This window comes from Bacteroides sp. 1_1_30, assembly GCF_020982715.1.
GTDB lineage: Bacteria > Bacteroidota > Bacteroidia > Bacteroidales > Bacteroidaceae > Bacteroides > Bacteroides xylanisolvens.
The window spans coordinates 1-21436 of sequence record NZ_JAJKHN010000006.1 but is presented as its reverse complement, the minus strand read 5'-3'; the positions used below and the strand labels follow the sequence as shown (position 1 = coordinate 21436).

Sequence of the window (21436 nt, the reverse complement as noted above, 5' to 3'; positions counted from 1 at the left end):
TTGAATCACATTTATATGACCGGGACAGGTTCCCGGAACTTCACCTTGAACTTGCCGGCGTGCACGCCTTCCTTCCAGAGATAGGTCAGAGGCTGGAACTTGCTGCAATCCGTATATTTCACACGGAGAGTCAGGGCAAGTTGGGGAAAGGAAATCTCAAGCCACCCGTCACGGCCTTTCTTCAGGAAATTGATGAACTCGAAATACTTCTTCAGCCAGCCGGCCTGCGTTTTGCCAAACAGGGCGAAATGAAGCGTCACGTCACGGGCCTCGTTCCTGGGCGTCAGCACGGAGGAATATTTCTCCCCGTCCTCCTCCCGGATATTCACAGCCGTGTCCGTTTTCGTCTTGCTCGGGGTCAGGATGGCGGTCAGGTTATCCATCCCGCCGCGCTTGTCCTCAACGAGGAACACCCCGTATGTACTCCAGATGTCGGTACCGTTGACAAGTACCAGACCGCCTAATATCTTTTCCATATCATTTGCATTTTACTCCGTCACGATTGATTTTACGAATCTCTTCCTCTATTTTGCCAAGGTGCGACGCGCTCGTGCCGGTGTTCTCCTCGATACGGGCAAGATGCCCCTCGGCGGTGTTCATCTTGTCGATGACGCTCTCCATCTTCTCATCGATGCTCGACCAGTGTTGCAACCCGCTGGTGAACATGCCGTCCAGTTTTGTACCCTGGTCCTGTGTCATGGCTGAAAAACCGCCGGTTTTGGCGCTCTGGCTCGTACCGCCCGAGTTATCGTACCCGGTGGCCGCGGCAAGATTGTCACGAAGAGCGATGGCTTCCTCGACATACTTCATGTACTCGTCCTGGAGGGCCTTACGCTCGGCTTCTGTAAGGTCATTGTCTTCCATCGCCTTGCCGAATTTCTCCCACCAGCCTTTCAGCTTGTCGGAATACAGCTCACCGATCTTGTTTGACAGCATCGCACGCATGAAATACTCGGATATGTCCTCCGCCGCGGCTGCGGCATCATACTTCATATCCATCAGGTTATCCACGAAACTGCTGTACATGCTGTCGAAGGAAATACCGGTGAGACCTTCATACAGCTGGTCGGTAAGTTCCTCCAGCTTGCCCGCCTGGTCGATATAGTCATCCAGCTTCTCGGTCAGACGACCTCCATATCCGCCCTTGCCGGTATCCTGGATCTGCGTCCACATGTCCACGTTACTGCGCAACTTCTTCATCTCCTCCGGACTTAGGTTCCAGATGTCACCGTTCCAGCTACGCCCGATCTGACCGCTCAAACGGTCAATCTGTTCCTGTGAGAAACCGCCCCAGTAATAATTCCAGCTGTGATGCGAACCGTGATAGCCGGCCTGCGACATGGCCATGTCCAGATAGTTCGAGTTCGTCTCCTGCTGGAGCCTGTAGGCATCCCGGTAGGCGGCCACGGACTTTGTACCCTTGCTCGCCTTGATCTCCTCCGTCAGGTCCTCGATAGCCGTCTGCAAGGTCTCGTTGCGCTCGGTCAGCCGGTCGATGGTTTCCTGGACCTCTTTGGCATTGCTTGAAGTCGTCCAGGAGGAAAATCCGCCCCAGGTCAATGCGTCGAATATCTTGCCCACACCGGAAAGCAGCGATTTTCCGATAGTCACAAAAAGATCACCGGAAAGCACATCGTCAAGAATACCGCTCACGGCATTGAACACCGCGTCGAGCAGGCCACCGATGACCACACTCAAACCATCTTTGAAAAGGTCTATAATACTTACAATCCAGCCGACAACAGGCACATCCTCAAGTGTTTCGGAAACCTTTCCGAAAGCCTCGCCCAGTTTGCCGTCCACTTCCTTGGCACCTTTGCCGAGTGTGATCAGGCCATTATACGCCCCGCTGATACTGCCGGAGGCAATCTGCTGCAATCCGTCCCTCACATTCTCCATACTGGTCTTCAGACCGGAGGCAGTATTCGAGAGGGACTGCCGGGCACTGTCAGCCGTTTCCTGCAAGGCGTTTATATTCTCACTCGCGGCATCGGCATTAGCCTGCGCCGTTTCCAGGGCTTGCCGGGCGGACTCCTTCTCCTGTTCGGTTCCGGACTGTTGCGCCTCAATGTATGATTTCTGGGCGGCAATGAGTGCCGTATAGGTGTCCGCATACACCGCCTGTGCCTCCTTCAGGTCTGAAAGGGCTTTCTGGTAGGCAGTAACCTCGGCACCCAGTTTCTTGAAACTGACCTTGCCGGAACCGCCCAAAGCCCTCTCCATCTGCTGGACGGCAGAGACAAGCGCGTCCTGGCTGGCATGGTCGGCATTTCGGAACTCGTCAGTGAGCATGTATTTTCTGGCATCCGCCAATACAGGCTTTATCATATCGGAAAACATCCCGCCGAATTCACCGAAGACAGTACCCCAGTCAATACGGGCTTTCAGTTCCTGCACTTCGATGCCGGCAAGTTTGCTGTCACGTTCAACACCGAGAGAGAGCTTCTCGCTGCCGGACGTCGTCTTTTGTATCTTTTCCGCATATTCGGTCGCGATGGCGAGTTTCTGCTGCTGGAAGGTGCCGTAGGCCTGCAAATATTCCTGCATCACTCCGAACTCTTCCCGATAAGCTTCCGCTATTTTCTTCTGTCGGCCGGACTCGTTCAGCTCACGGGCCTTGTCTATTTCGGACTGCTGATCTTCCGACAGCGAACCGGACTGCCCCGCTTTCGCGTTGTCACGTTTCCAACCGGCTTCCTGCCTGGCTATTTCATCCTTGCGTGCCTGGTATTCATTGTCTATCTGGCGCAGCTTCTTCTCCAGCCCCTCGGTCATCATCTCAATCTCCGCCTCGTCATTCTTCCTTTGCAGCCCGGCGAGTTCCTGGCCCAGCTTTTCAGAAACCTGTTTGCGGCGTTGGGCTTCTTTCTCCGCCTTGTCCGCCTTCTTCCGTTCGGCCTCGGAATCCTTATCCTCACCGGGCTTGACCTTGTCGTACTCCTTTTTGGCGGTATCGACGGCATCCTTCAGTTCTTTCGCCTTCTTCTCAAACTCCTCACGGGAAAGGCTGTTGGACGTTTCCTGAAGAAAGGCGTTATAAGCCTTGAGCGCATCCTGGTATTTCTCTTTTGCCGCAGCCACCCAGTCAGTGCTTGAATCCGTGGGCAGGTTACGCCGGTTTTGTTCCGAAACCAGTTTGTTCAGCTGATACTTCAGTTCGTCACGGGAATAAGTTCCGGTAAGATTTTCGTCACCCTGCGTAATCTTTCCGTATTCCTTCTCCTGGACAGACATCCGGGCAAGCAGGGTTCTACGCTGCTTTATCTGCTGTGCAAGGGTCTCGTTACTCACACCGGTCAGGTTTTCGAAATAGGCATTTACCTCGTCCTTGCGGATTTGTCCGTTCAGGCTCTTGCGTTTTCCGTACAGATTCTGAAGCTCTGCCTCCTCATCCCTTGAACGTGCGGATTTCCGGACATATCGGGCTCTTTGCCGCCCGTAGCTGTCCTGGTAATATTCGGTTGCCAACCGGGTCTTGCCTTCAAGTTCTTTTATCCTGTCATCCACACGTTTCAATTCATTGGCGGGATTGGATATGGACTCACCGGCTTCCAATCGGGCTATCTCTTCCTTGATTTTCTTGATATTCTTCAGTTTCTCATACTCGGTGTCGTATTTGGAGAATATATCCGGATATTTCTGTTCCAGCTTGTTTAGCGCCTCACGCCGGGCATCCGTGGACACGGCTTCATCCCCGGCAATGGAACACAGTTCCTCTATTTTGCGCCTGTGCTCTTCCTCGGCCTCTATGGTTTTCTGCTTCTGCTGCTGATACCTTTCCTCGGATTCCTGCAAACGTTCGGTTTCCGTCTTCATGGAGATCAGTGCCACGGCAACACCGGCAAGCAGGGTCGCAACCAGCACATAGGGATTGGAAAGCATGGTCCGGTTGAGCATTTTCTGCGCTTTCTCAACCAGCAGGAGCCAGTTGTAATGCAACGCCTCCGCAGCCACCGCCCAGCCTTTCACGGCCGTGACTGTCATGACGGCGGTCCGGTACACACCATACGTACCGACAAGCCCGAGCAGGATACGGCCGAAACGTTCGTAATGCTCCACCATGTAGGAAACACCGGAAAGCGTGGTGTTGATGACACCTTCCGACTGTTGCCCGATTTCATTGAACATCATTGAAACGGCATCCTCTATATTGGAGATCTGTCCGGTTATCGTTTTGGATTGTGCCTCCATCAGACCACTGAATTTTCCGTCCTCGTCCGTCAGGCTCTCTATGACCTTCTGCACTTCGGGAAAACCGACCTTGCCTTCCTCCACAAGCTCCTTCACCTTGCTTTCAGCCACGCCGAACTGCTTGGCCAGTTCGGCGATCATAGGGATGCCCCGGCCGGTGAACTGGTTCAGGTCCTGTGTATAAAGCCGTCCCTGGGACATGGTGGTGCCGTAAAGATAGACCAGATCGTTCAAAGGGATGGAAAGTCCGGCAGCGATGTCACCCAAGCGGATCAGCGTCTCGTTCACTTTCTCCGCTCCAAACCCGTAGGCAAGAAGCTGCTTGGCACCCTGCGCGACATCCTCCAGGCCGAAAGGAGTGGTCGCGGCCGTATGTACCAACTGCTGCATCAGGGTGTCGGCCTTCTCCGCACTGCCGAGCATGGTCTGAAACGACACCTCCAGCTGCTGGAACTCGCCGCGTACCTTGGTGATGTTCGACACCAGCTCCTTGATAGTAAAGGCGGCCGCCAGCTTGCCGACGGTGTTGTTCAACAGGGAACCGCTCCTGTCAAGTTCCCGGATCTGTCTGTTGGCGGACGATGCCTGCTGGGACATCCGCTCGATCTTGCCCACGGCCTTGTCAAGACGGGCGCTCAAATGGTCCACCATAAGGAATTCTATTTGTACCGGTTTCATCTATTTTAGCTTGCTTTGAAAAAATCCTACTATTCCATCCGCTTCATCCTCGGCGCTCCGCTCATCCGCAGGACCGGAAGATCCGGACTTGTCACGGACATACCGGGGAGCGTCACTAAGCATCATGATCAGGGTCTGGTAATTCACCTTGTTCAGTATATAGTCCACGCTCCAGCCGGTGGCACTGGCAATCTGCCACACAAAACCGAAAGGGCTATGGGAGCCTTCATAACGGCTCTTTAACTCCCCTTCTTTCTTTGGCTCAGTCTCAAGCTCATCGGATTCGTCCGCTCGGCTGATCTGATAATAGGTATAAAAGGGTCGGTACCCATCAGGCTGACAAAACGCTTGATCGCACCCACCAGATAACGCTGTTCCATGAAGTTCCTTATGAGCCATGCCACCGGGCGCAAAAGCACGCGGCGGCTGAAAGGGCCACGACAAAGGGTATAGGCCACCATACGGCTCACCGCCTTGCCGTGAGAGGCCAGAAACTGCATTTCCTCCTCCTTGCTGAACCCCCACATCTCCTCACTGGTGATCCCCATCGACAAATATGTCCGGGCAAAAAGAATCTGACCGGACATATAAGGCCGCCTCATGGTCACGCGCAGCTCCAGCGGGGATTTCCTGAAAGGGATATGAAACGCTTTCAGCGGGACGCTCACACCGATATCCAGCAGCGCGTCCGCACCCTCACGCTGGATCTGCTTGATGACAGCTTCGTCCATACGCTACTCCTCGGCCAGGTTAGTGGAAGCAGCAGCGGCAGATTCAGCAGGAGGCAGTTTATACTGTTTCCACTCTTCCGGGATAGAATCCGTATTGAATACGCCATGGGGCTGGGAGCCGTCTTCCGGCATGGCCACTTCCAGCGTGCATTCGATTTTCGCCGTTTCTGTCAGGGTCAGCTTGCCGCCGAGATTGGAAAGTAGCGTGCCATTGGGAATCAGGATGCTCTGCCCCGAAACAAGGGCTATTTCCCACGGACCGGTCAGCAACACGGCTGCCGTCGGGGCCGTCCAACCAATCGGGGTTTTCTTTTCCGAGTCCTCTTCCTTGTAGTGCATGGTACCACCCAGCAAGCTATGCAGGTTTTCGTAGTTCAGCTGGATAACGTTGAACGTGGGGGCGATGCTGCCATTCGACTGGGGAATGATAAGCACCGGGGTTCCCGGCACCTGCTCCGCCTCGATTTTGGCGGATTCGGGTTTCTGCCCGCCCATGTCAAACGAATTCTTCTCTATGTAACCCACCACAAAGTCCTTGTATTTCACGGCACCGACGCCGTACATGAAATTCTTATTCATTGTTTCTTGATTTTGAAAGTTAATACTATGCCGGCAACACATCCGGTTATAAAAGCGGCCAGCGCTATTTTAACGGGACTAAAGCGACGTTCAAATTCCGTTTCAACTGTGAATGAGTCCTCATGTGTCTCATTACGGATACGGGTCAGTTCCTCCTCATAACACAGTACCAGCCGCTGGAGGCTGTCGCAGGATGCCTCCGCTATGATATTGCCGGCCGCATCGCTCTTCACCGTCAGGCCCGCCTGCCCGTTCCTGGAATGGTAGGACGAACCGGAGGGAAGTTTACGGAGGCTGTCCGGAGGGATCGTCAGGCTCACCGCCGATTTCGGAATCCCCGCCATCAACAACCCCCGCCTCACGTTTGACACGTTGTCGGCGCTTGACGACAGGCTGCTGTTCCGGTTCACCTCCGTCCTGCTCTTTCGAGTACTCGCGCATCCCGTAAAGAACAGGACAATCATCATGATGCCTGCAACTGTTGGCAGTATCAATGGCTTTCCGGAGGCGTGCCATTTCACGCCGGGTCGCCTGCAAAGCTTTCCTGTTTTCATTCAGTTCCTCTTTTAAGGGTTCTACAATATTCTCGATCAGGATACGGGTGGCATGTTCGGTATTGTCAATCCGTACCGTCTCGGCTTCGGCGGTAGCCTTCTCCGCTTTCGCCCTCGCTTCCCTGACCGTTGATTTCAGGGTGATGATGGCTATTATCGTGGCTACCAGACCACCGCCCAGCACCAGATTCATGACAGCACTGAAGTCCATACGCACACTGGTCTTTCAGGTCAAAGCCTATTTACCGGCATCCTTACCCGCAAACAGTCCGATGAGCCACTGGACAAATCCCGTATCGGCAACACCATTGGACACAAGGGACGCACCGAACCCGTAACACAACGCGATATACCACGTGGCATCAGCGACAAAGCCCGCATCCAGCCACCATAAAAGCATGGCGGCCACAATGCCCACACACCAGCTGACAATCTGTGTCGCCAAGCCCTGCATTTTTGGAAACAGAGCCTTGATCCCTTCCGTGAGCAACACCACGCCACCGACAAAACCGGCAAAGGTGGTGATCATCGCGCTATAATCGACTTCCGGTACTGTACCGGTCTGGGCAAAAGTTGCTGACACGAATCCGAGTATCAGCACAAAGAATAAAAGAAATCTTTTCATGTTGTTGTTGATTTATTGAGTTATACCTATTTGTTTAAGCCATCTCTGTACATCAAAACTGGGGCAGGCTTTGGCCGCCAGTTCATTGTGACCGACGATTCTCACATCGGGAAAACGACGATGGAAATCCTTCACGTACTTCTCAAGCGCCTTTTTCTGCCAGGAGGTACGGGTGTCCGCAGGCGTTTTACCATCCTTTGCACACCCGCCGGCATAGACGATATGGCGGCTCACGGAATTGTAACCGGCCACGCCGTTGGTCACTTCCCACGGGTCCACATTCGCGTCCTCGTTATTGTTCACCAGGCGTTCCACTCCGCCGTTCAGATGGAACAGGTCGGTATATCCGACCTGCTTCCAGCCGCGGCCGCCCTTTGAGACGGGGTTCGTATGCCAGGCGCGAATCTCCGCACCGCTTACCTCACGCCCTTCAGGAGTGGCCGTGCAATGGATGACAAGATACTTCAGCTTTCCCATCACTCACCGCCTTCCTCTTCATCAACGGCCGCCTGGGACAGTGCTATCTCCACCTTCTTCTCCGGATCGGCGTCCAGGCCCAGTACAAGTGTGCCGGATACCGCCTTGCCGCTACTGTTCACACCGGCGGTGACCGTCAGAGAGCCATCGGTACCGACTGCCGTGAAACCGGCAGGAATGGAAACCACGCTGTAATCACCGGAGGCAGTGACCTTCACCTCCTTGCTCTCACCGGCGGCCTTGAAAGAAAGAGCGGCCGGATCGGCAGAAATGCTGCGTTCCACTACCTTGAACACCGGAGTCTCACGGGTGTCAAGCACCACGAACTCCTCGCCGAAGGCGATTTCCGTGTCGGCCTTCATAAGCAGCTTGAAGAAGTACAGCTCGCTGGAGTTCATCCACTTGTCAATCTGGATCACCTCCTCATCGTCCTGGAGGTTCACACCGGCAAAAAGGTTGCCGTCAGCGCTCATCGAGCAGAGCGTGGCTACGATAAGGCCATCAGGCCAGGAATTCAGCGTCTCGATGGTGATACCCTTGTAACGCTTCTTGTTGATGTCCGTCTCGCTCGTGTTCTTGTACTCGCGTTCGGTCAGCTCGTCATCGTACTTGTCGAAGTCGTCAATACTCATCAGGATACGCAGGTTCGGATTCTCACGCAGGGCTTTTGGAATAGCCTTGCGGACAGCCTTCAACTTGCCGATCATGGAAGTATCGGAAGGAGCCGGAACCACGATCACATCCGGATCTTTAGCCGCCTGGGTCAGGATACCGTTGAAAAGGTGGTCGTCGTCCGAACCGAACTCGCCGTTCAGGTAATGCCAGCCCAGCTCGAACTTCACACTCTTGCTAAGTTCATCCAGAAGCGTGTTCTGCGCTTCGGGGGGAAGTTCGGCAAACACGAGGTTGCCCTTCGGCTGCCACTTGCGCCAAACATGCTCGAAGGCACGGGGATTGAAAGTCGTGAACGCCATGAAGTCCTCCGGATCCAGTGATTTCTCCGAGTAATTGAAATTGCCTTTCGAGTCTTCCAAAGTCGGGTTCTCCTTACGCTTCTGGAGCATCTTGCCCGTCTTGATACGCGGCAGGCTGATTTTTTTCTCCACACCGGGGATCACCATGATCAGACCTTTTTCTACAAGGTCATTCCCGGTGGTGGCCAGGACCAGTATTTTCTCCAGTACCTCGCCGTTGTAATTCGTGTTTCTTACTACTATTGCCATGGCAAATGTTTTTATTTATGGTTCAACTTGTCCTTAATCTCGCTCATGCGCTTGTTCCAGGGGCTTTCACCCGTCGGATTCACACGAAGGTCGGTCATGACACTACGTTTGGGGGAAAGCTTCTCCAATGCCTTTTCCCCGTTCTCCCGGTCTTTTGCCAGAAGGTTCTCATAGATGGGGCGGGTGGCGGCATCGATACGGCCGTCCTGTTCCGCATCATCAAGCAGTTTCTTACGCGCGGCAGCGTCATCCGCATCCGCCTTGTCCTGGAACACCTTCAGTTCGCCCTTCAGGCGGGTGACCTCGGCATCAAGGGCCGGGACTTTGCCAGCCTCCGTTTCCAGCAGTCCGATTTCACGCAGGAAATCGTCATCCGTCGCACAGTTCTTGAACCGCGGACGTCTCTTGAGTTCGTCTAAATTCATGCTATTCTCGTTTTGTGGCTTGTGCAGCCGGTTATTGAATATTTGAAATACTTGTTCGGGGGTACTGTCCTCCGGTACCGGGTCAGCGTCATAAATACCGTCGATAAGCCCCAGCGCCAGCGCCTCGTCGGCACGCAGCCAGTGATCCTTGCCGTCAAAATACATCGCGCGGATTTCCTCCTTGTCCTTGCCCATACGGGTGGCATACATCTCGCAAAGGGTATCCTCAAGCGCCTCGATCTCACGGATGCAGTCCTTCATCTCATCCTTGTTGCCGTAACAGCCGCCCTGGACACTGTGAAGCATCAGACGGGCATAACGGCTCATCTGCACGGGCTTGCCGCAAAGGGCGATGACGGAGGCCATGCTGGCGGCGATGCCGTCCACGTAGATGGTAATGTCGGCCTTGCTGTTCTTCAAGGCATTGAAAATGGCGATGCCCGAATAAACCTCGCCGCCGTTGCTGTTGATACGCACGTCCACCTTCCCGGTCAGGGCTTCCGCTTCCAGAAGTTCACGGGCAATATCACCGCTGCGCACGTTATCATCGTACTCACCGATGTCACCGTAAAGAAGGATGCAACAGGCATCGGTTCCGGGTATCATATTGAAAAATCTACTCATGTCACTATCGTTTTGGCAGGTCCTTCCCTGCAAAGTTTACGGTGCGAAATTAGGGGGATTAAAAGCCTTTTTCAAACCGCGTTTTCATCATGGAGACTTTAAAGGATTGCCATGACGCTTTAAAATGTCATCATGCGGAGCGCGTTTTTTTTCGCTCCTTTTCCTTATCAATTTTGCACGTAAAAAAGGAGGTAATATGGCCGAACTTACAAACGAGCAGAAAAAGGCATGGGCGAAAACGCTCTACACCCGCGAAACGCTCACGCAGGCGGAAATAGCCGAGCGTGTGGGGGTTTCACGGGTGACTGTGAACAACTGGATAGGCAAAGGAAACTGGGAGCAGCTGAAGGCTTCCATAACCATCACACGGGAGGAGCAGCTGAAGAACCTGTACCGGCAGCTGGCGGAACTCAACAACGCCATCATGGGAAAGCCGGAAGGGGAACGGTTCCCGAACGCCGCGGAAGCGGACACCATTTCCAAACTGTCGAACGCCATCAAGAAACTGGAAACAGAAGTGGGGCTGGCGGACATCATCTCCGTGTTCTCCGACCTGCTCAAATGGGTGCGGACCTACGATTCCACGCAGGCGAAGGAGATCACCCCGCTTCTGGACGCGTTTGTCAAATCAAAATTATCCTGACATGGCAAAGAAAAGACTCACACCCCAGGACAGGATCGCACTGGACAACTGGAACGAGCTGGTGGCATCCGTGCGCGAACATTCGGACATCAACCCCACGGACACGGAAACGGAAATCAGGCAGAGGCGGGAAAGACTGGAGAAGAACGACGAGGAGTGGTTCAAATACTACTTCGCCATGTATTGCACCTGCGAGTCCGCCGCCTTCCACAAAAAAGCCACCGGGCGGCTGATGAGGAACAACCGCTGGTACGAGGTAAGGGCCTGGTCACGCGAGCTGGCGAAATCCGCACGCTCCATGATGGAGATATCCAAACTGGCACTGACAAAAAAGATACGCAACGTGCTGCTGATCTCCAACTCGGCAGACAATGCGGAAAGGCTACTGCTGCCGTTCATGGCGAACTTCGAGGAGAACCAGCGGATCATACAGGACTACGGACAGCAGAAAAAACCGGGAGCGTGGGAAACCGGGGAGTTCACCTGCATGTCCGGATGCTCCTTCCGCGCCATCGGAGCCGGGCAGTCACCGCGCGGTACGCGTAACAAGAACTTCCGGCCGGACTTCATTCTGGTGGACGATATAGACACCGACGAGGAGTGCCGGAATCCGGAACGGATCAAAACCAAATGGAAATGGCTGGAGGAGGCGCTGATACCGACCATGTCCGTATCGGGAAACTACCGCATCCTGTTCAACGGGAACATCATCGCGCCGGACTGCTGCATCAAAAGGGCCATCGAAAAGGCAACCGAACTGAAGGCGAAAGGAATCGGGCACGTGGATATCATCAACATCCGGGGAAAGGACGGGCTGTCCGTATGGCCCGAAAAGAACTCCGAGGAGGATATAGACCTCTTCCTCTCACTGGTCAGCGCGGCGGCGGCACAGAAAGAGTTCTTCAACAACCCGGTGGTGGACGGCGGCGTGTTCGCGGAAATCACCTACGGGAAAGTGCCGGCACTTTCCAAGTTCAAGTTCCTGGTGATATACGGGGACCCCGCACCGGGAGAGAACAAGACGAAAAAAAGTTCCACCAAAACGGTGTGCCTGCTCGGGAAACTCGCGGGAAGGCTTTATCTGATAAAAACGTTCCTGGACAGGGGGCTGAACGCGGAATTTGTAGAGTGGTACATCAAGCTGCTGGAGTTCGTGGGCGGGAAAACCACCGTATACTGTTACATGGAGAACAACAAATTACAGGATCCTTTTTTCCAGCAGGTATTCCAGCCCATCGTGCGGCGGATACGCAGGGAAAGGAAAATATCACTGTACATCACCGGGGACGAGGAGAAGAAGACCGACAAGGCCACACGTATCGAGGCGAACCTGGAACCGCTCAACCGGGAGGGGAACCTGGTACTCAACGAGGCCGAAAAGGACAACCCGCACATGAAACGGATGGCGGAACAGTTCAAGCTGTTCAACCTGCAACTGACCTATCCGGCAGACGGACCCGACTGCGTGGAGGGGGGAAACAGAATTATAGACCGCAAGGCCAGACAGTCGGAAAAGCCCGTCATTGTCACAAGGAAAAGCACGCGGTCACAAAACAAGTACAGAGTGTAAACTTCAATACCTATCATTATGAGCAAATTTATCGAACTTTCAGACTACGACGCGAGCATACACCGCGAGATTCTGGACGCACTGACAAGGGAGGACGACGCCGTCGTGGAGATATGCGAGGACCGCGCCGTCGCCGAGATGCGCTGCTACCTTTCCAGACGTTACGACTGTGACAAAATATTCACGGCAACCGGTGACAAACGCAACCAGCTTGTCCTGATGATGGCCATCGACATAGCCGTGTACCACATCTTCTGCATACATAACCCGAGGAACCTGTCACCGCTGCGGAAGGAACGCCACGAAAGGGCGGTCGAATGGCTGAAAGCCGTGGCGGCCGAGGAGATATCGGTGGACGGCCTGCCCCTGCTGTCCGAAGAGACGAGGGCGGCAAAATCAAATTTCCTTATCAAAAGCAACCGTAAACGTGTAAACCATTGGTAATATGAACAAAAGAAAGAAAGGGGCCGGAAAGATAACCCAAAGCGGGAACCTGCCGAGGCCCGGGCAGAAAGGACCCGCAACCATCATACTGACACAGCCCAGAAGGTTCGGTATAGACATAGCGGACTACATGCTCGCGGTAAGGGCTTTCGAGAATGTGGACTACTCCAGACGCTTCAGGCTGTACGACCTGTTCAGCGACATACTCATGGACACGCACCTGACAAGTGTCATAGAGAAACGGAAGAATGCCGCACTGGCATCTTCCATAGAATTCCGCAGGAACGGGAAGCCGGACGAGAAGGTGAACAAGCAGATCAGGTCCCCATGGTTCCGGAAGTTCATAGGGGACATCCTGGACGCCAAATTCTGGGGGTTCTCACTCGTGCAGTTCTACCGCAAGGGGGAATGGGTGAACTACGACCTGATACCGCGCAAACACGTCGATCCCGTGCGCAGGCTCATACTGCGGCACCAGACGGACACCACCGGGACGTCCTGGGACGAGTACCCCGACCTGTTGTTCATCGGTTCACCCGACGATCCCGGACTGCTGGTGAAAGCAGCCATCTGGGTGATATACAAACGTAACGACGTGGCGGACTGGGCACAGTTCGCGGAAGTGTTCGGAGCGCCCATCAGGGAGTACACGTATCCCACGGATGACGACGAGGCACGGCAGAGGGCGCTGGACGACGCGGACAGCACCGGAAGCCTGTCGGTTTTCGTGCACGCGGAGGATACGGTGCTCAAGCTCGTGGAAGCCGCGAACAAGACAGGGAGCGCGGACCTCTACGACAAGCTCTGCGAGCGCTGCAACAACGAAATCTCAAAGCTGTTCCTCGGAAACACGCTCACCACCGAAGCCTCCGACAAGGGCACACAGGCACTGGGAACCGTACACAAGGACGTGGAGGAGAAAGTGACGCTCTCCGACAGGCAGGACATCCTCGACGTGCTCAACTATGACATGGCCGACATATTCGCAATGCTCGGAATAGACACCACAGGCGGGGAGTTCTGCTATCCGGAAAAGAAGCTTATCGAACCGGAGAAAAAGATGTCCATCCTCACACAGCTGCGTACGAACTTCAACCTGCCGGTAGGTGACGACTACCTCTACGAGGAATTCGGGATCGAGAAACCGGCAAACTATGACGAGCTGAAGAAACGCCAGGAGGAGAAAGCGGCGGAAATCGAGGCAGCGAAGGCCCGAGAGACCGAAAAGGCGGAAGAGGATGAACCGGATCCGGAAGAAGAACCGGAACTGGAAAAGCACGGTAAAGGAACACCCAAAGAAAAGAAAAATGCCCTTAAAAACGCATACAACTGGCTGAAACGTTTTTTCGGGAAAGCCCCGGGGAGAGACGGGGCAGCTTTAGAATGGTGATAAACGACCTCTACAGAATGGAGGACAAACAGGTGGAAACTTTATTCTCGTTCGATGAAGAGGTACTGAAGAAAGCCCTGAAGAACATATACAGCAAAGATTTCCATCCCATGACCGACATCGAGGAGAACCTGTTCGAGGCCACGTGGAAAACGATGAACAAAGCCACCGACAAGGGGTTTGGGACACGGAAAACCGATGATCCGGATTATGACTTCTACCGTGAAATCCGAATGAACAACGCCGTGTTCGCAGCTTTCAAGGTACACAGGGCACAGAACGACATGGCAGCGCTGCTGCTGGACAAAAACGGAAGTTTAAAGCCGTTTGAACAGTGGGTGAAGGAAGCCATGCCCATAGCCGACCACCAGATGATCCATTGGCTGCGTACAGAATACGACACGGCCGTCATACGGGCACACCAGGCCGCGGACTGGAGACAGTTCGAAAGGGAAAAGGATGTATTGCCGAACCTCAAATGGATGCCGTCCACAAGTGTGACGCCGGGAGCCGACCACCAGATTTTCTGGGGGACCATACGTCCGATAGATGATCCGTTCTGGAACGAGCACAGGCCCGGAGACAGATGGAACTGCAAGTGCACGCTCTCATCAACGGATGAAGCGCCGACAGCGGTACCGGACGAAAACGGGCAGAACAAGGCACATGACGGTCTGGAAAACAATCCGGGAAAAGACGGCAAACTGTTTTCAGACAAACACCCCTACATTACTGAAGCGCATCCGGGAGCAAAAAAAGCCGTGGACGCACTGACCAGGCGCATCAACGAAATGATAGCCGAAATGCCGGACAACCTGACGCTGGAGGAAAAAACCGACATCGCCCGCAACAATCTCAAGATAGAAAAGGCACTCGGCGTTACCAAAGGCAAGCCGATGACATACGAACAGGCGAACAAGGGAAAGGAGAACCCGAAATTCGGAAAAGAGGAAGGATACCGCGTGAATTGCCAGACCTGCACCGTGACACACATGCTCAGAAGGTTGGGGTTTGACATCGAGGCAAAACCCAACATCAGACAAAGCGCATACAATGAAATGGCAAAACAAGGTATCACATGGGAAGAACGTTTCCTGAACCGGGACGGAACAAAGCCGGATTATGACTATACCTATAAATGGCAGGTCAGAAAGGGATATCAAGTAATGAATGCAAACCGGCTGAAGGAATACTTCAGGGAAAAATTCAGAGAGGATGGAATATACGAGATATATTGTGCCTGGAAAGGCGGCTCCGCACACGTGTTCTGCGCAGAGGTGACTGAAGGAAAGACAAGGTTCTTCGACCCGCAAACCGGAAAGGATGATGCAAGCAATTACATACAGAGCATGAAAGCGGGCCGTGTGGGAGTGATAAGAATAGACAACAAACTGGTAAATCCCAAAATCATGGGACTATTCATCACCAAATAAACGGGAAGAAAGTGCCAGCCCCTCCTCACCGTCCACCAGACGGCAGGACTGGCCGTCGAACAGAATAAAGGCGGGAAGACCGACAGGCAACTCAAAACCATCCCCGTCAACACAGCCCACGGAATAGATGCTTCCTTCAGGGGAACTGGCTGATAAGACAACGGAGTTGTAACCGCTACTGTTTGCTAATTCCGACACTTGTTTAGGTATTTCCATAACGCAAAAAGGCACATAAAAAACGCCTTGCTGCAAAAGTATAAAATTATTTTTTAATTCAGTCATTCATGGACATAAAAGAATATTCAAAACTGATAAAAGCCAAACGGAAAGAACTGGATGGGCTAATGAAACGGAAAATGCCGGTTATCGCTGGACGAATGGCAAAAGACCATTTCCAGGACAACTTCCGCCGGGAAGGTTTCGTAAACGGAGGATTACACCCGTGGCCGAAAGCGAAAAGGCTGTCCTCGGGACGGACCGATGCGGCAGGGAGCTACGGGACGCTGCTCTCCGGAAGGAACCATCTCTTCAGCTCCGTCAAATACATGCCGGGAGAATACCGAGTGAGGGTGGCAAACGAACTCGTCTATGCGCCGGTCAATAACTGGGGAGGAGAAGTTCATCCGACTGTTACGCCCCAAATGCGGCGTTTTGCATGGGCGAAGTATTACCAGGCTTCAGGCAAGGCTAAAAAAGCCGCCACGGGCAAAAGAAAAGGCAAAAAGAAGGGTTCTGCCGCAAACAATGAACCGCAGGAAAATCAGGAAGCGCTGAAATGGAAAAGGCTGGCGCTGACCAAAAAGAAAAAGCTCCGGATAAAAATACCGCAACGCCAGTTTATCGGGGAAAGCCGGGAACTGTCCGAAAAGATAGACCGTAAAATGGAGAATGAAATCAGAAATATTTTAAACTTATAACAACATGGAAGAAATTTTTATCGCGATCATGGAACGCATCGCCGAAAAGATGCCTGAACTGTCATACATCGACGAGGACTACGGACAGCTTGAAGCCGGGGCGGAGGAGGACCACTATCCGGTAACCTTCCCCTGCGTGCTTGTCGGGAACGCCGAATCGGACTGGAATGACCTCGGTTACGGGGTACAGAAAAGCGAGTCACTCATCACCATACGACTGGCCATTGACTGCTACGATGACACCCACTACACCTCCGGAACCTATGACAAGGTAAGGGAACGGCAGCTGAAGGCCAAAGAGCTGTACAAAGCCTTGCAGGAGTTCCAGTGCACGGAAGAGACCAGCCCGCTGGTCAGGGTAAAGAGCCGGGACTATTCGCTGCCGGGAAACATCAAGGTGTACGAGACGGTTTATTCTTTCACGCTGCATGACGAGTCGGCCATGCAGTAAGGGGAAGGTTCATTCCCCCGTGAACAGGGAAAGCTGGACGGCTGTCAGGCGGGGTTTCTTAACCTTTGGGACGGGCTTCACCTCCAAGTCCTTCAGCTCCCGGCACTTGCACCGGATAATGGACATGATCCGCTCCTCGGAAATGAAAAACTCCTGGCGGGACAACACTTTCAGGGCATCATCAAAACGCAGGCGCTGCACCTCCGTCCAGTAATAGTAACGGCGGCACAGGGCTTCATCACGGAGTTCTATCAGTTTTTTGTCTCGTCCTTTAGCCATAAGTTCAGGTATATGCTGCAAAATTAGGCATTTAACCGGGGATGTTAATAAAAAAACGCCGCATCGTGTATGAATGCGGCGTTTTTCTGTTTAGAGTGTGAACAAAATCACATGGTCATCAGTTCGGTGTCATCCTCACCCGGAACAAACGGCTCGATGCGGGTGATCACCTTGCTCTGTACCTTCACCCGCCCGCTGCCATTACAGACCGGACATTTTGCGGATAAAGGAGCTCCTCCCTGGTCCAGGTAAAAGATACGTCCCTTGCCTTCACAACGCTTGCAGGCCATGACGTGCGGCGCGATGTTCTTCGTCTTCTCCATGACTACAACCGGCAGAATGAGGGTTCGATACGGTGCCAGACACCGTTTTCGTCACGTTTGTGGAAATAGTAGTTCACCGCGGTCTTGTACACCACGTTGCTCTCACGGAAGAGGTCCATGATCTCCGTGTACTCGCTGTCGAAACGGTCCTCGAGCTCGTACAGCTTACTCACGGACTTGTAGTCCAGATCGCCCTGGCGGTTGCGCTCGATCATGGTCATGCCGAGCTGGTACATCGGGTCGTCGGTACCCAGCTCGCGCCCCATGGCGTAGCGCTTCAGGTAATCCACCAGGCGTTCGGCGGCAAGGTCGGCACGCTCGTCGAAACTCTTCACCTTGTTGCTCCTCACCTCCAGCTTCATGTCACCGTCCACGATGGTGAAGCTCGCCTGCTCGTCCTTACGCAGCTGGCCGTATTCACGCATCACCGCACGGAAGGCGGCGGCCTCTTTCTCCACCCAGTCGCGGAACGCCTTCACGTCATCCACAACCGGGAGCAGCCGGTTCTTCACTTCAAGCATGAACTGCGCACGGAGGCCCTCATAGGCATCGCGCCGGTTACGCTTGCTTTCCTTCTCTTCCTGCTGGAGCTGTTTCAAAAGCTCCTTCCTGTCCTGGGCGGACAGGCTTTTTAATTGTTCTTTCAAATCCATAGCTAAAAAATTAAATGGTTGCTATTGTTGTTTATTCTCACGTTTACGGCGGATGGCACGCAGCTTCACCTGCAACGTGTCCAACGCCTCACAGTCAAGTTCACGGAACTCCTTGCCGGCGATACGGCTGTCCCGGCAGAAGGCGTTCACCCAGTCCCAGTCGGCCGTATCGATACCCAGCAGCTGCATCTGGTGCAGTACCGCGGAACGCTTCTGACGGAGAATCTTCCGGAGCTGTTCCTGATAAGTGGGCGGTACCAGCTTCTGCATGGCGGACACGGCGGCACTGTATTCCTTCAGTGTCATGTCACGCAGACTCGTGGTACGTCCCTCCGTGTACTGGGAAACGATGCTTTCCTTCAGTGCGTCACGATCCGATGTCGGAAGGCGGTTCAAAAGGCTGTAAAACGCCGCATAATTCTCGGGTTTATTTAACTGCTTGCGGCTGTTGATGTCTATCTGCATGGCTATACTGTTTTTTTGTTTATTTTAAGGTCATTGATTTCCTTAATCACTCTCTTTACTCTGATAGTACACAAATAATCAAGAAGATGCTCTTTTTCATTTTTTGTACACTTATACTGGTCGAAAAATTCAAGTATGCCCATTCTATTCAGATTTTCATTAACTCAAACTATTCATACCACATCAGCACAACTCTATGATTTCACCCACGGCAGAGCGTAGAAGAGTACGCAAAACCGAAGGGTTTCCGCTATCATAGATGACTTCCACACAACACTCATGGCGTGCGTTACGTGACACAACCAGCTCGCAAGTCATATTCTCACAGAGCCATTTTTCCACTACTTTACGGACACCAACTGCGGTGACCACAATTACCATTTTTTTACTCATAATATTGACCGTGCTGTATGTTATTCAACTCTTATCCTCCCGGTGTACTGGTTTCCCCGAAACTTCATCCCCTTGGTGAAGCCGCCCGGATATCCCAGTTCCTTGCTTCTCGCGTTTGCCAGCAACAAATGTTCCCGGCTAAGGGAGGCTACAAAACCTTTGTCCTTTTCCAGTCCCATCTCTCGGGCCTTCCGGGTGACGCTGCGTTCGGAAACACCGAGCATTTCAGCCAGCTCCCGGTTGAGGGTATTGTGATAGTGGCGACGCATGATGGAAAGCATATTACCGTTCCAAAAGATACGGGTGGAATATCCCTTATGCTCGACGAGCCGTCCCAGTGTCCGGTGCATGAAAGTACCGTCAGCAACCTTCCGGTGCTTGCGGTACTGTTCACGCTTGTACACCAGCACACATTCATGACACCAGGAACTCCGTCCCCCATTCTTCAACGGATAGAACTCACGCATCCACAACTTTCGGCCGCAATGCGGACAGACACGTTTACGTTTCTGCTTGTTGTTATTTTCACTCATAGCTGTTTATGCTGCATTCATCAGTTCATATTCAAATTTTCACCGAACGGAATAGTATTAATGTCAGCCTTTCTCGTGTAGGCCTGCATAAGTCCCACGGAAAGCAGCATATAGACATTCTTATTCGCTTTGACAACCCCGGAAATAGAGCCGACAATATGTTCAGTCTTGCCGGTAATGATTGAGCCGGCTATCTGCTCAAGCCCGTCTGGATGGTCCTCACTGGCCGCAACGCTCATAAAGGCACTAAGATCGTTTTCCTTACAAAAGTTATCCACGTATTGGCAGAGTTCCTTTACTGCCTCTTTCTGTTTTTCTGTAATCATTTCTGTTAAATTTTAATGGTTAATAATTATATGTTGAAATCGCGAAATCTCTTTTTTGATACTGGCTGTACATAGTTTCCTCCCAATCCGTCTCTTCCTCCTCCGGAAGGTCATCCTCATCAAGTTCTACCTCCTTACGGTAAATCAGATACCGTGCCTCCAGAAAGAAGAGGACCACGCGGCGCAGGAACTCACGGGCGGAGGCGATGCCGTGCTTTTCCATGAAGGAGGCGATACGGTCCGGACCGATAGTGTTCGTGCGGATGCTCACCAGACACTGCCGGCGGAAGTCCTTCAGCGTGCTGCCCCTCACCTCGAACACGCGGTCAGCGATACGGCCGAGACTCTCCGGAATATGGTATCCGGAACCTTCGTCATCCGTTCCCACCAGCAGTTCAGCAGCAGCCGTCAGCATACCCTCCACGCTCATGCGCTGGGCAGCGGCCGTCTCCTTCAGGAACACGTACTGGTAATTGCTCACGTAGGTATGTATGAGGTAGCCTTCAGGACGGCGGAACACCTCTTCGGAGGCAAGCTCCATCGAAAGGTTGTTCAATGTCACACCGGCACCGCAGCAGAAGGCGCACACCAGGCGGACGACAAGACGCTGGCGGTTGCCCCAGCCGCCAGCGATGATGGCACGCTGCAGGCTGCCGGCAACGGCCGGATCCATCTCGAAGAACAGCACCGACTTCTCCTGACGGCGGAAGAAGAACGACATGTCCGGAATACGATCCATGCAGAGGAGGATGCGCCGGGTGGCCGTGGAGACCCTGCCACCATCCGTCATGCGGATGTAGGACTTCACCAGGTGGTTCATCACTACCGTCATGTCGGAAAAATGATAGTCGGCAACCTTCCCGCGGAACAGTTCATGAAGCAGAACGGGCAGCTTCACAACGTAGTTGTAATACTCCTTTCTCATGGCTCACTTGCTTGAAGGTTTCCAGTCCACTGTTATAATCGCATCCAGCTCACCGCTGCCGCCACACACCGGGCAGGATACATGCACGTCCTCGCGGCTGCCCTCTTCCGTTCCCCAGAACCAGCCGTTGCCCTTGCAGTAACCACACTTGTGGCCGGTACTGACGAAGTTCTCACGGTTAGGCCCCTTACACATATAGGCGGGAGGACAAATCTCCAGCTGTTTCTTTATCCTGCTCATGCCTGGCCTCCTTTCTGTTTCGGTCCCGCCACATTCCAATAGTCATAGGCGCCCTTCTCCCAGATTGTGTATTCACCAGTGGCCCCCTGATAACGTCCCTTACTGAAGGCGACGTAGCCCTCTACCCATATCTTCAGGTCGGCATCATACATCACGCTCGTGGCCGCATCACCTTTAGGATTCTTGCCACGGGCATGGCTGATGAAAACAAACAGCTTGTCCGGAAACTCCTCCTTCAGCTGGATATAGTCACGATACGTCATCTGTGTGTATTGGAAGCTGTCAATGATCACGATGTTGAAACTCTTATGACGCCGGAGCCTGATCTTCAAGGTGGGGATGTC

Annotated in this window: 28 protein-coding genes and 1 pseudogene; 7 read left to right on the top strand and 22 right to left on the bottom strand. The window is 53.3% G+C overall.

Going from position 1 to position 21436, the window contains the following annotated elements; genetic code table 11:
- Positions 1-11: 11 nt before the first annotated feature.
- From LPH68_RS02615 to LPH68_RS02565, 11 genes are read right to left on the bottom strand one after another with little or no spacing between them, the layout of a single operon-like run.
- On the bottom strand, positions 12-476 hold the full coding sequence (locus LPH68_RS02615; protein WP_004326780.1) for a hypothetical protein: 465 nt from the start codon (positions 474-476) through the stop codon (positions 12-14).
- 1 nt (position 477) lies between these two features.
- On the bottom strand, positions 478-4869 hold the full coding sequence (locus LPH68_RS02610; RefSeq protein ID WP_008781442.1) for a tape measure protein: 4392 nt from the start codon (positions 4867-4869) through the stop codon (positions 478-480).
- Positions 4870-5070 carry a hypothetical protein gene (locus LPH68_RS02605; protein WP_005846360.1) on the bottom strand — a complete coding sequence of 67 codons (201 nt, stop codon included), beginning with the start codon at positions 5068-5070 and terminating at the stop codon, positions 4870-4872. It lies immediately after the preceding gene.
- A 38-nt stretch (positions 5071-5108) separates the two neighbouring features.
- Entirely contained in the window at positions 5109-5600 is a 492-nt protein-coding gene (locus LPH68_RS02600) for a hypothetical protein (RefSeq protein WP_004327425.1), read from the bottom strand.
- Between the two features lie 3 nt (positions 5601-5603).
- Complete coding sequence (locus tag LPH68_RS02595) at positions 5604-6164, bottom strand: hypothetical protein (protein ID WP_004327424.1); 561 nt, start codon at positions 6162-6164, stop codon at positions 5604-5606.
- An 11-nt stretch (positions 6165-6175) separates the two neighbouring features.
- The gene (locus LPH68_RS02590; RefSeq protein ID WP_025066778.1) at positions 6176-6499 is read right to left on the bottom strand and encodes a hypothetical protein; all 324 of its coding nucleotides are present in this window, start codon (positions 6497-6499) and stop codon (positions 6176-6178) included.
- On the bottom strand, positions 6465-6944 hold the full coding sequence (locus LPH68_RS02585; protein ID WP_004327423.1) for a hypothetical protein: 480 nt from the start codon (positions 6942-6944) through the stop codon (positions 6465-6467). Before LPH68_RS02585 ends, LPH68_RS02590 begins: the two co-directional genes overlap by 35 nt.
- Before the next feature lie 27 nt (positions 6945-6971).
- A complete protein-coding gene (locus tag LPH68_RS02580) occupies positions 6972-7358 on the bottom strand; it encodes a hypothetical protein (RefSeq protein WP_004327422.1) in 387 nt (128 codons plus the stop codon).
- A 12-nt stretch (positions 7359-7370) separates the two neighbouring features.
- Positions 7371-7835: an N-acetylmuramoyl-L-alanine amidase gene (locus LPH68_RS02575; protein WP_004327421.1), complete on the bottom strand. Its 465-nt coding sequence runs from the start codon at positions 7833-7835 to the stop codon at positions 7371-7373.
- A complete protein-coding gene (locus LPH68_RS02570; RefSeq protein ID WP_004327420.1) occupies positions 7835-9058 on the bottom strand; it encodes a BACON domain-containing protein in 1224 nt (407 codons plus the stop codon). The genes LPH68_RS02575 and LPH68_RS02570 overlap by 1 nt, the downstream gene beginning before the upstream one ends.
- An 11-nt stretch (positions 9059-9069) precedes the next feature.
- The gene (locus LPH68_RS02565) at positions 9070-10107 is read right to left on the bottom strand and encodes a head maturation protease, ClpP-related (protein ID WP_005846345.1); all 1038 of its coding nucleotides are present in this window, start codon (positions 10105-10107) and stop codon (positions 9070-9072) included.
- 196 nt (positions 10108-10303) lie between these two features.
- On the opposite strand from LPH68_RS02565, the gene LPH68_RS02560 reads away from it, so the two are divergent.
- Genes LPH68_RS02560 through LPH68_RS02540 form a run of 5 tightly spaced genes read left to right on the top strand, consistent with a single transcriptional unit; the run spans position 10304 to position 15587 of the window.
- Positions 10304-10750, top strand: a complete 447-nt coding sequence (locus LPH68_RS02560; protein WP_004327418.1) for a hypothetical protein — start codon at positions 10304-10306, stop codon at positions 10748-10750.
- A 1-nt stretch (position 10751) separates the two neighbouring features.
- Positions 10752-12320 carry a hypothetical protein gene (locus tag LPH68_RS02555; protein WP_005932391.1) on the top strand — a complete coding sequence of 523 codons (1569 nt, stop codon included), beginning with the start codon at positions 10752-10754 and terminating at the stop codon, positions 12318-12320.
- 18 nt (positions 12321-12338) lie between these two features.
- Complete coding sequence (locus LPH68_RS02550) at positions 12339-12764, top strand: phage protein Gp36 family protein (protein WP_004327405.1); 426 nt, start codon at positions 12339-12341, stop codon at positions 12762-12764.
- Position 12765: 1 nt separating this feature from the next.
- Entirely contained in the window at positions 12766-14154 is a 1389-nt protein-coding gene (locus LPH68_RS02545; protein WP_004327406.1) for a DUF935 family protein, read from the top strand.
- Positions 14155-14171: 17 nt separating this feature from the next.
- Positions 14172-15587, top strand: coding sequence for a toxin glutamine deamidase domain-containing protein (locus LPH68_RS02540; protein WP_004327407.1), 1416 nt, complete (start codon positions 14172-14174; stop codon positions 15585-15587).
- On the opposite strand, the gene LPH68_RS02535 is transcribed toward LPH68_RS02540, so the two are convergent.
- Complete coding sequence (locus LPH68_RS02535; protein ID WP_225683884.1) at positions 15570-15785, bottom strand: hypothetical protein; 216 nt, start codon at positions 15783-15785, stop codon at positions 15570-15572. The two genes, LPH68_RS02540 and LPH68_RS02535, sit on opposite strands and share 18 nt — an antisense overlap.
- 86 nt (positions 15786-15871) lie before the next feature.
- Between LPH68_RS02535 and LPH68_RS02530 the strand changes: the two genes are divergently transcribed.
- Together LPH68_RS02530 and LPH68_RS02525 are read left to right on the top strand one after the other, a co-directional pair.
- Positions 15872-16504 carry a hypothetical protein gene (locus LPH68_RS02530; protein ID WP_004327409.1) on the top strand — a complete coding sequence of 211 codons (633 nt, stop codon included), beginning with the start codon at positions 15872-15874 and terminating at the stop codon, positions 16502-16504.
- A 4-nt stretch (positions 16505-16508) separates the two neighbouring features.
- A complete protein-coding gene (locus tag LPH68_RS02525; RefSeq protein WP_004327410.1) occupies positions 16509-16955 on the top strand; it encodes a hypothetical protein in 447 nt (148 codons plus the stop codon).
- Between the two features lie 9 nt (positions 16956-16964).
- On the opposite strand, the gene LPH68_RS02520 is transcribed toward LPH68_RS02525, so the two are convergent.
- The 10 genes and pseudogenes from LPH68_RS02520 to LPH68_RS02475 form a co-directional block, all read right to left on the bottom strand.
- Positions 16965-17234 (bottom strand): hypothetical protein, encoded by a 270-nt coding sequence (locus LPH68_RS02520; protein WP_008652653.1) that lies wholly within the window; start codon positions 17232-17234, stop codon positions 16965-16967.
- Positions 17235-17341: 107 nt separating this feature from the next.
- Positions 17342-17557, bottom strand: coding sequence for a hypothetical protein (locus LPH68_RS02515; protein ID WP_008652655.1), 216 nt, complete (start codon positions 17555-17557; stop codon positions 17342-17344).
- 2 nt (positions 17558-17559) lie between these two features.
- Entirely contained in the window at positions 17560-18210 is a 651-nt protein-coding gene (locus tag LPH68_RS02510) for a DUF3164 family protein (protein ID WP_004327411.1), read from the bottom strand.
- Between the two features lie 21 nt (positions 18211-18231).
- Entirely contained in the window at positions 18232-18675 is a 444-nt protein-coding gene (locus tag LPH68_RS02505) for a hypothetical protein (protein WP_005932407.1), read from the bottom strand.
- A 183-nt stretch (positions 18676-18858) separates the two neighbouring features.
- Positions 18859-19068 (bottom strand): hypothetical protein, encoded by a 210-nt coding sequence (locus LPH68_RS02500; RefSeq protein ID WP_008652657.1) that lies wholly within the window; start codon positions 19066-19068, stop codon positions 18859-18861.
- A 20-nt stretch (positions 19069-19088) separates the two neighbouring features.
- Positions 19089-19601: a hypothetical protein gene (locus LPH68_RS02495; RefSeq protein WP_004327414.1), complete on the bottom strand. Its 513-nt coding sequence runs from the start codon at positions 19599-19601 to the stop codon at positions 19089-19091.
- A gap of 20 nt (positions 19602-19621) precedes the next feature.
- Positions 19622-19927, bottom strand: a complete 306-nt coding sequence (locus LPH68_RS02490) for a hypothetical protein (RefSeq protein ID WP_004327415.1) — start codon at positions 19925-19927, stop codon at positions 19622-19624.
- 19 nt (positions 19928-19946) lie between these two features.
- Positions 19947-20852, bottom strand: coding sequence for a hypothetical protein (locus tag LPH68_RS02485; RefSeq protein WP_004326986.1), 906 nt, complete (start codon positions 20850-20852; stop codon positions 19947-19949).
- A 3-nt stretch (positions 20853-20855) separates the two neighbouring features.
- Positions 20856-21092 carry a hypothetical protein gene (locus tag LPH68_RS02480; RefSeq protein WP_004326987.1) on the bottom strand — a complete coding sequence of 79 codons (237 nt, stop codon included), beginning with the start codon at positions 21090-21092 and terminating at the stop codon, positions 20856-20858.
- Positions 21089-21436, bottom strand: a pseudogene (locus LPH68_RS02475) (hypothetical protein); the annotation flags it as partial. The gene LPH68_RS02480 and the pseudogene LPH68_RS02475, both read right to left, overlap by 4 nt.

Bases quoted from the DNA above. Each gene is read 5' to 3' on its own strand.
- LPH68_RS02615 (WP_004326780.1), bottom strand. From the start codon at position 476: ATGGAAAAGATATTAGGCGGTCTGGTACTTGTCAACGGTACCGACATC.
- LPH68_RS02610 (WP_008781442.1), bottom strand. From the start codon at position 4,869: ATGAAACCGGTACAAATAGAATTCCTTATGGTGGACCATTTGAGCGCC.
- LPH68_RS02600 (WP_004327425.1), bottom strand. From the start codon at position 5,600: ATGGACGAAGCTGTCATCAAGCAGATCCAGCGTGAGGGTGCGGACGCG.
- LPH68_RS02595 (WP_004327424.1), bottom strand. From the start codon at position 6,164: ATGTACGGCGTCGGTGCCGTGAAATACAAGGACTTTGTGGTGGGTTAC.
- LPH68_RS02585 (WP_004327423.1), bottom strand. From the start codon at position 6,944: ATGGACTTCAGTGCTGTCATGAATCTGGTGCTGGGCGGTGGTCTGGTA.
- LPH68_RS02580 (WP_004327422.1), bottom strand. From the start codon at position 7,358: ATGAAAAGATTTCTTTTATTCTTTGTGCTGATACTCGGATTCGTGTCA.
- LPH68_RS02575 (WP_004327421.1), bottom strand. From the start codon at position 7,835: ATGGGAAAGCTGAAGTATCTTGTCATCCATTGCACGGCCACTCCTGAA.
- LPH68_RS02570 (WP_004327420.1), bottom strand. From the start codon at position 9,058: ATGGCAATAGTAGTAAGAAACACGAATTACAACGGCGAGGTACTGGAG.
- LPH68_RS02565 (WP_005846345.1), bottom strand. From the start codon at position 10,107: ATGAGTAGATTTTTCAATATGATACCCGGAACCGATGCCTGTTGCATC.
- LPH68_RS02560 (WP_004327418.1), top strand. From the start codon at position 10,304: ATGGCCGAACTTACAAACGAGCAGAAAAAGGCATGGGCGAAAACGCTC.
- LPH68_RS02555 (WP_005932391.1), top strand. From the start codon at position 10,752: ATGGCAAAGAAAAGACTCACACCCCAGGACAGGATCGCACTGGACAAC.
- LPH68_RS02550 (WP_004327405.1), top strand. From the start codon at position 12,339: ATGAGCAAATTTATCGAACTTTCAGACTACGACGCGAGCATACACCGC.
- LPH68_RS02545 (WP_004327406.1), top strand. From the start codon at position 12,766: ATGAACAAAAGAAAGAAAGGGGCCGGAAAGATAACCCAAAGCGGGAAC.
- LPH68_RS02540 (WP_004327407.1), top strand. From the start codon at position 14,172: ATGGAGGACAAACAGGTGGAAACTTTATTCTCGTTCGATGAAGAGGTA.
- LPH68_RS02530 (WP_004327409.1), top strand. From the start codon at position 15,872: ATGGACATAAAAGAATATTCAAAACTGATAAAAGCCAAACGGAAAGAA.
- LPH68_RS02525 (WP_004327410.1), top strand. From the start codon at position 16,509: ATGGAAGAAATTTTTATCGCGATCATGGAACGCATCGCCGAAAAGATG.
- LPH68_RS02520 (WP_008652653.1), bottom strand. From the start codon at position 17,234: ATGGCTAAAGGACGAGACAAAAAACTGATAGAACTCCGTGATGAAGCC.
- LPH68_RS02515 (WP_008652655.1), bottom strand. From the start codon at position 17,557: ATGGAGAAGACGAAGAACATCGCGCCGCACGTCATGGCCTGCAAGCGT.
- LPH68_RS02510 (WP_004327411.1), bottom strand. From the start codon at position 18,210: ATGGATTTGAAAGAACAATTAAAAAGCCTGTCCGCCCAGGACAGGAAG.
- LPH68_RS02505 (WP_005932407.1), bottom strand. From the start codon at position 18,675: ATGCAGATAGACATCAACAGCCGCAAGCAGTTAAATAAACCCGAGAAT.
- LPH68_RS02500 (WP_008652657.1), bottom strand. From the start codon at position 19,068: ATGAGTAAAAAAATGGTAATTGTGGTCACCGCAGTTGGTGTCCGTAAA.
- LPH68_RS02495 (WP_004327414.1), bottom strand. From the start codon at position 19,601: ATGAGTGAAAATAACAACAAGCAGAAACGTAAACGTGTCTGTCCGCAT.
- LPH68_RS02490 (WP_004327415.1), bottom strand. From the start codon at position 19,927: ATGATTACAGAAAAACAGAAAGAGGCAGTAAAGGAACTCTGCCAATAC.
- LPH68_RS02485 (WP_004326986.1), bottom strand. From the start codon at position 20,852: ATGAGAAAGGAGTATTACAACTACGTTGTGAAGCTGCCCGTTCTGCTT.
- LPH68_RS02480 (WP_004326987.1), bottom strand. From the start codon at position 21,092: ATGAGCAGGATAAAGAAACAGCTGGAGATTTGTCCTCCCGCCTATATG.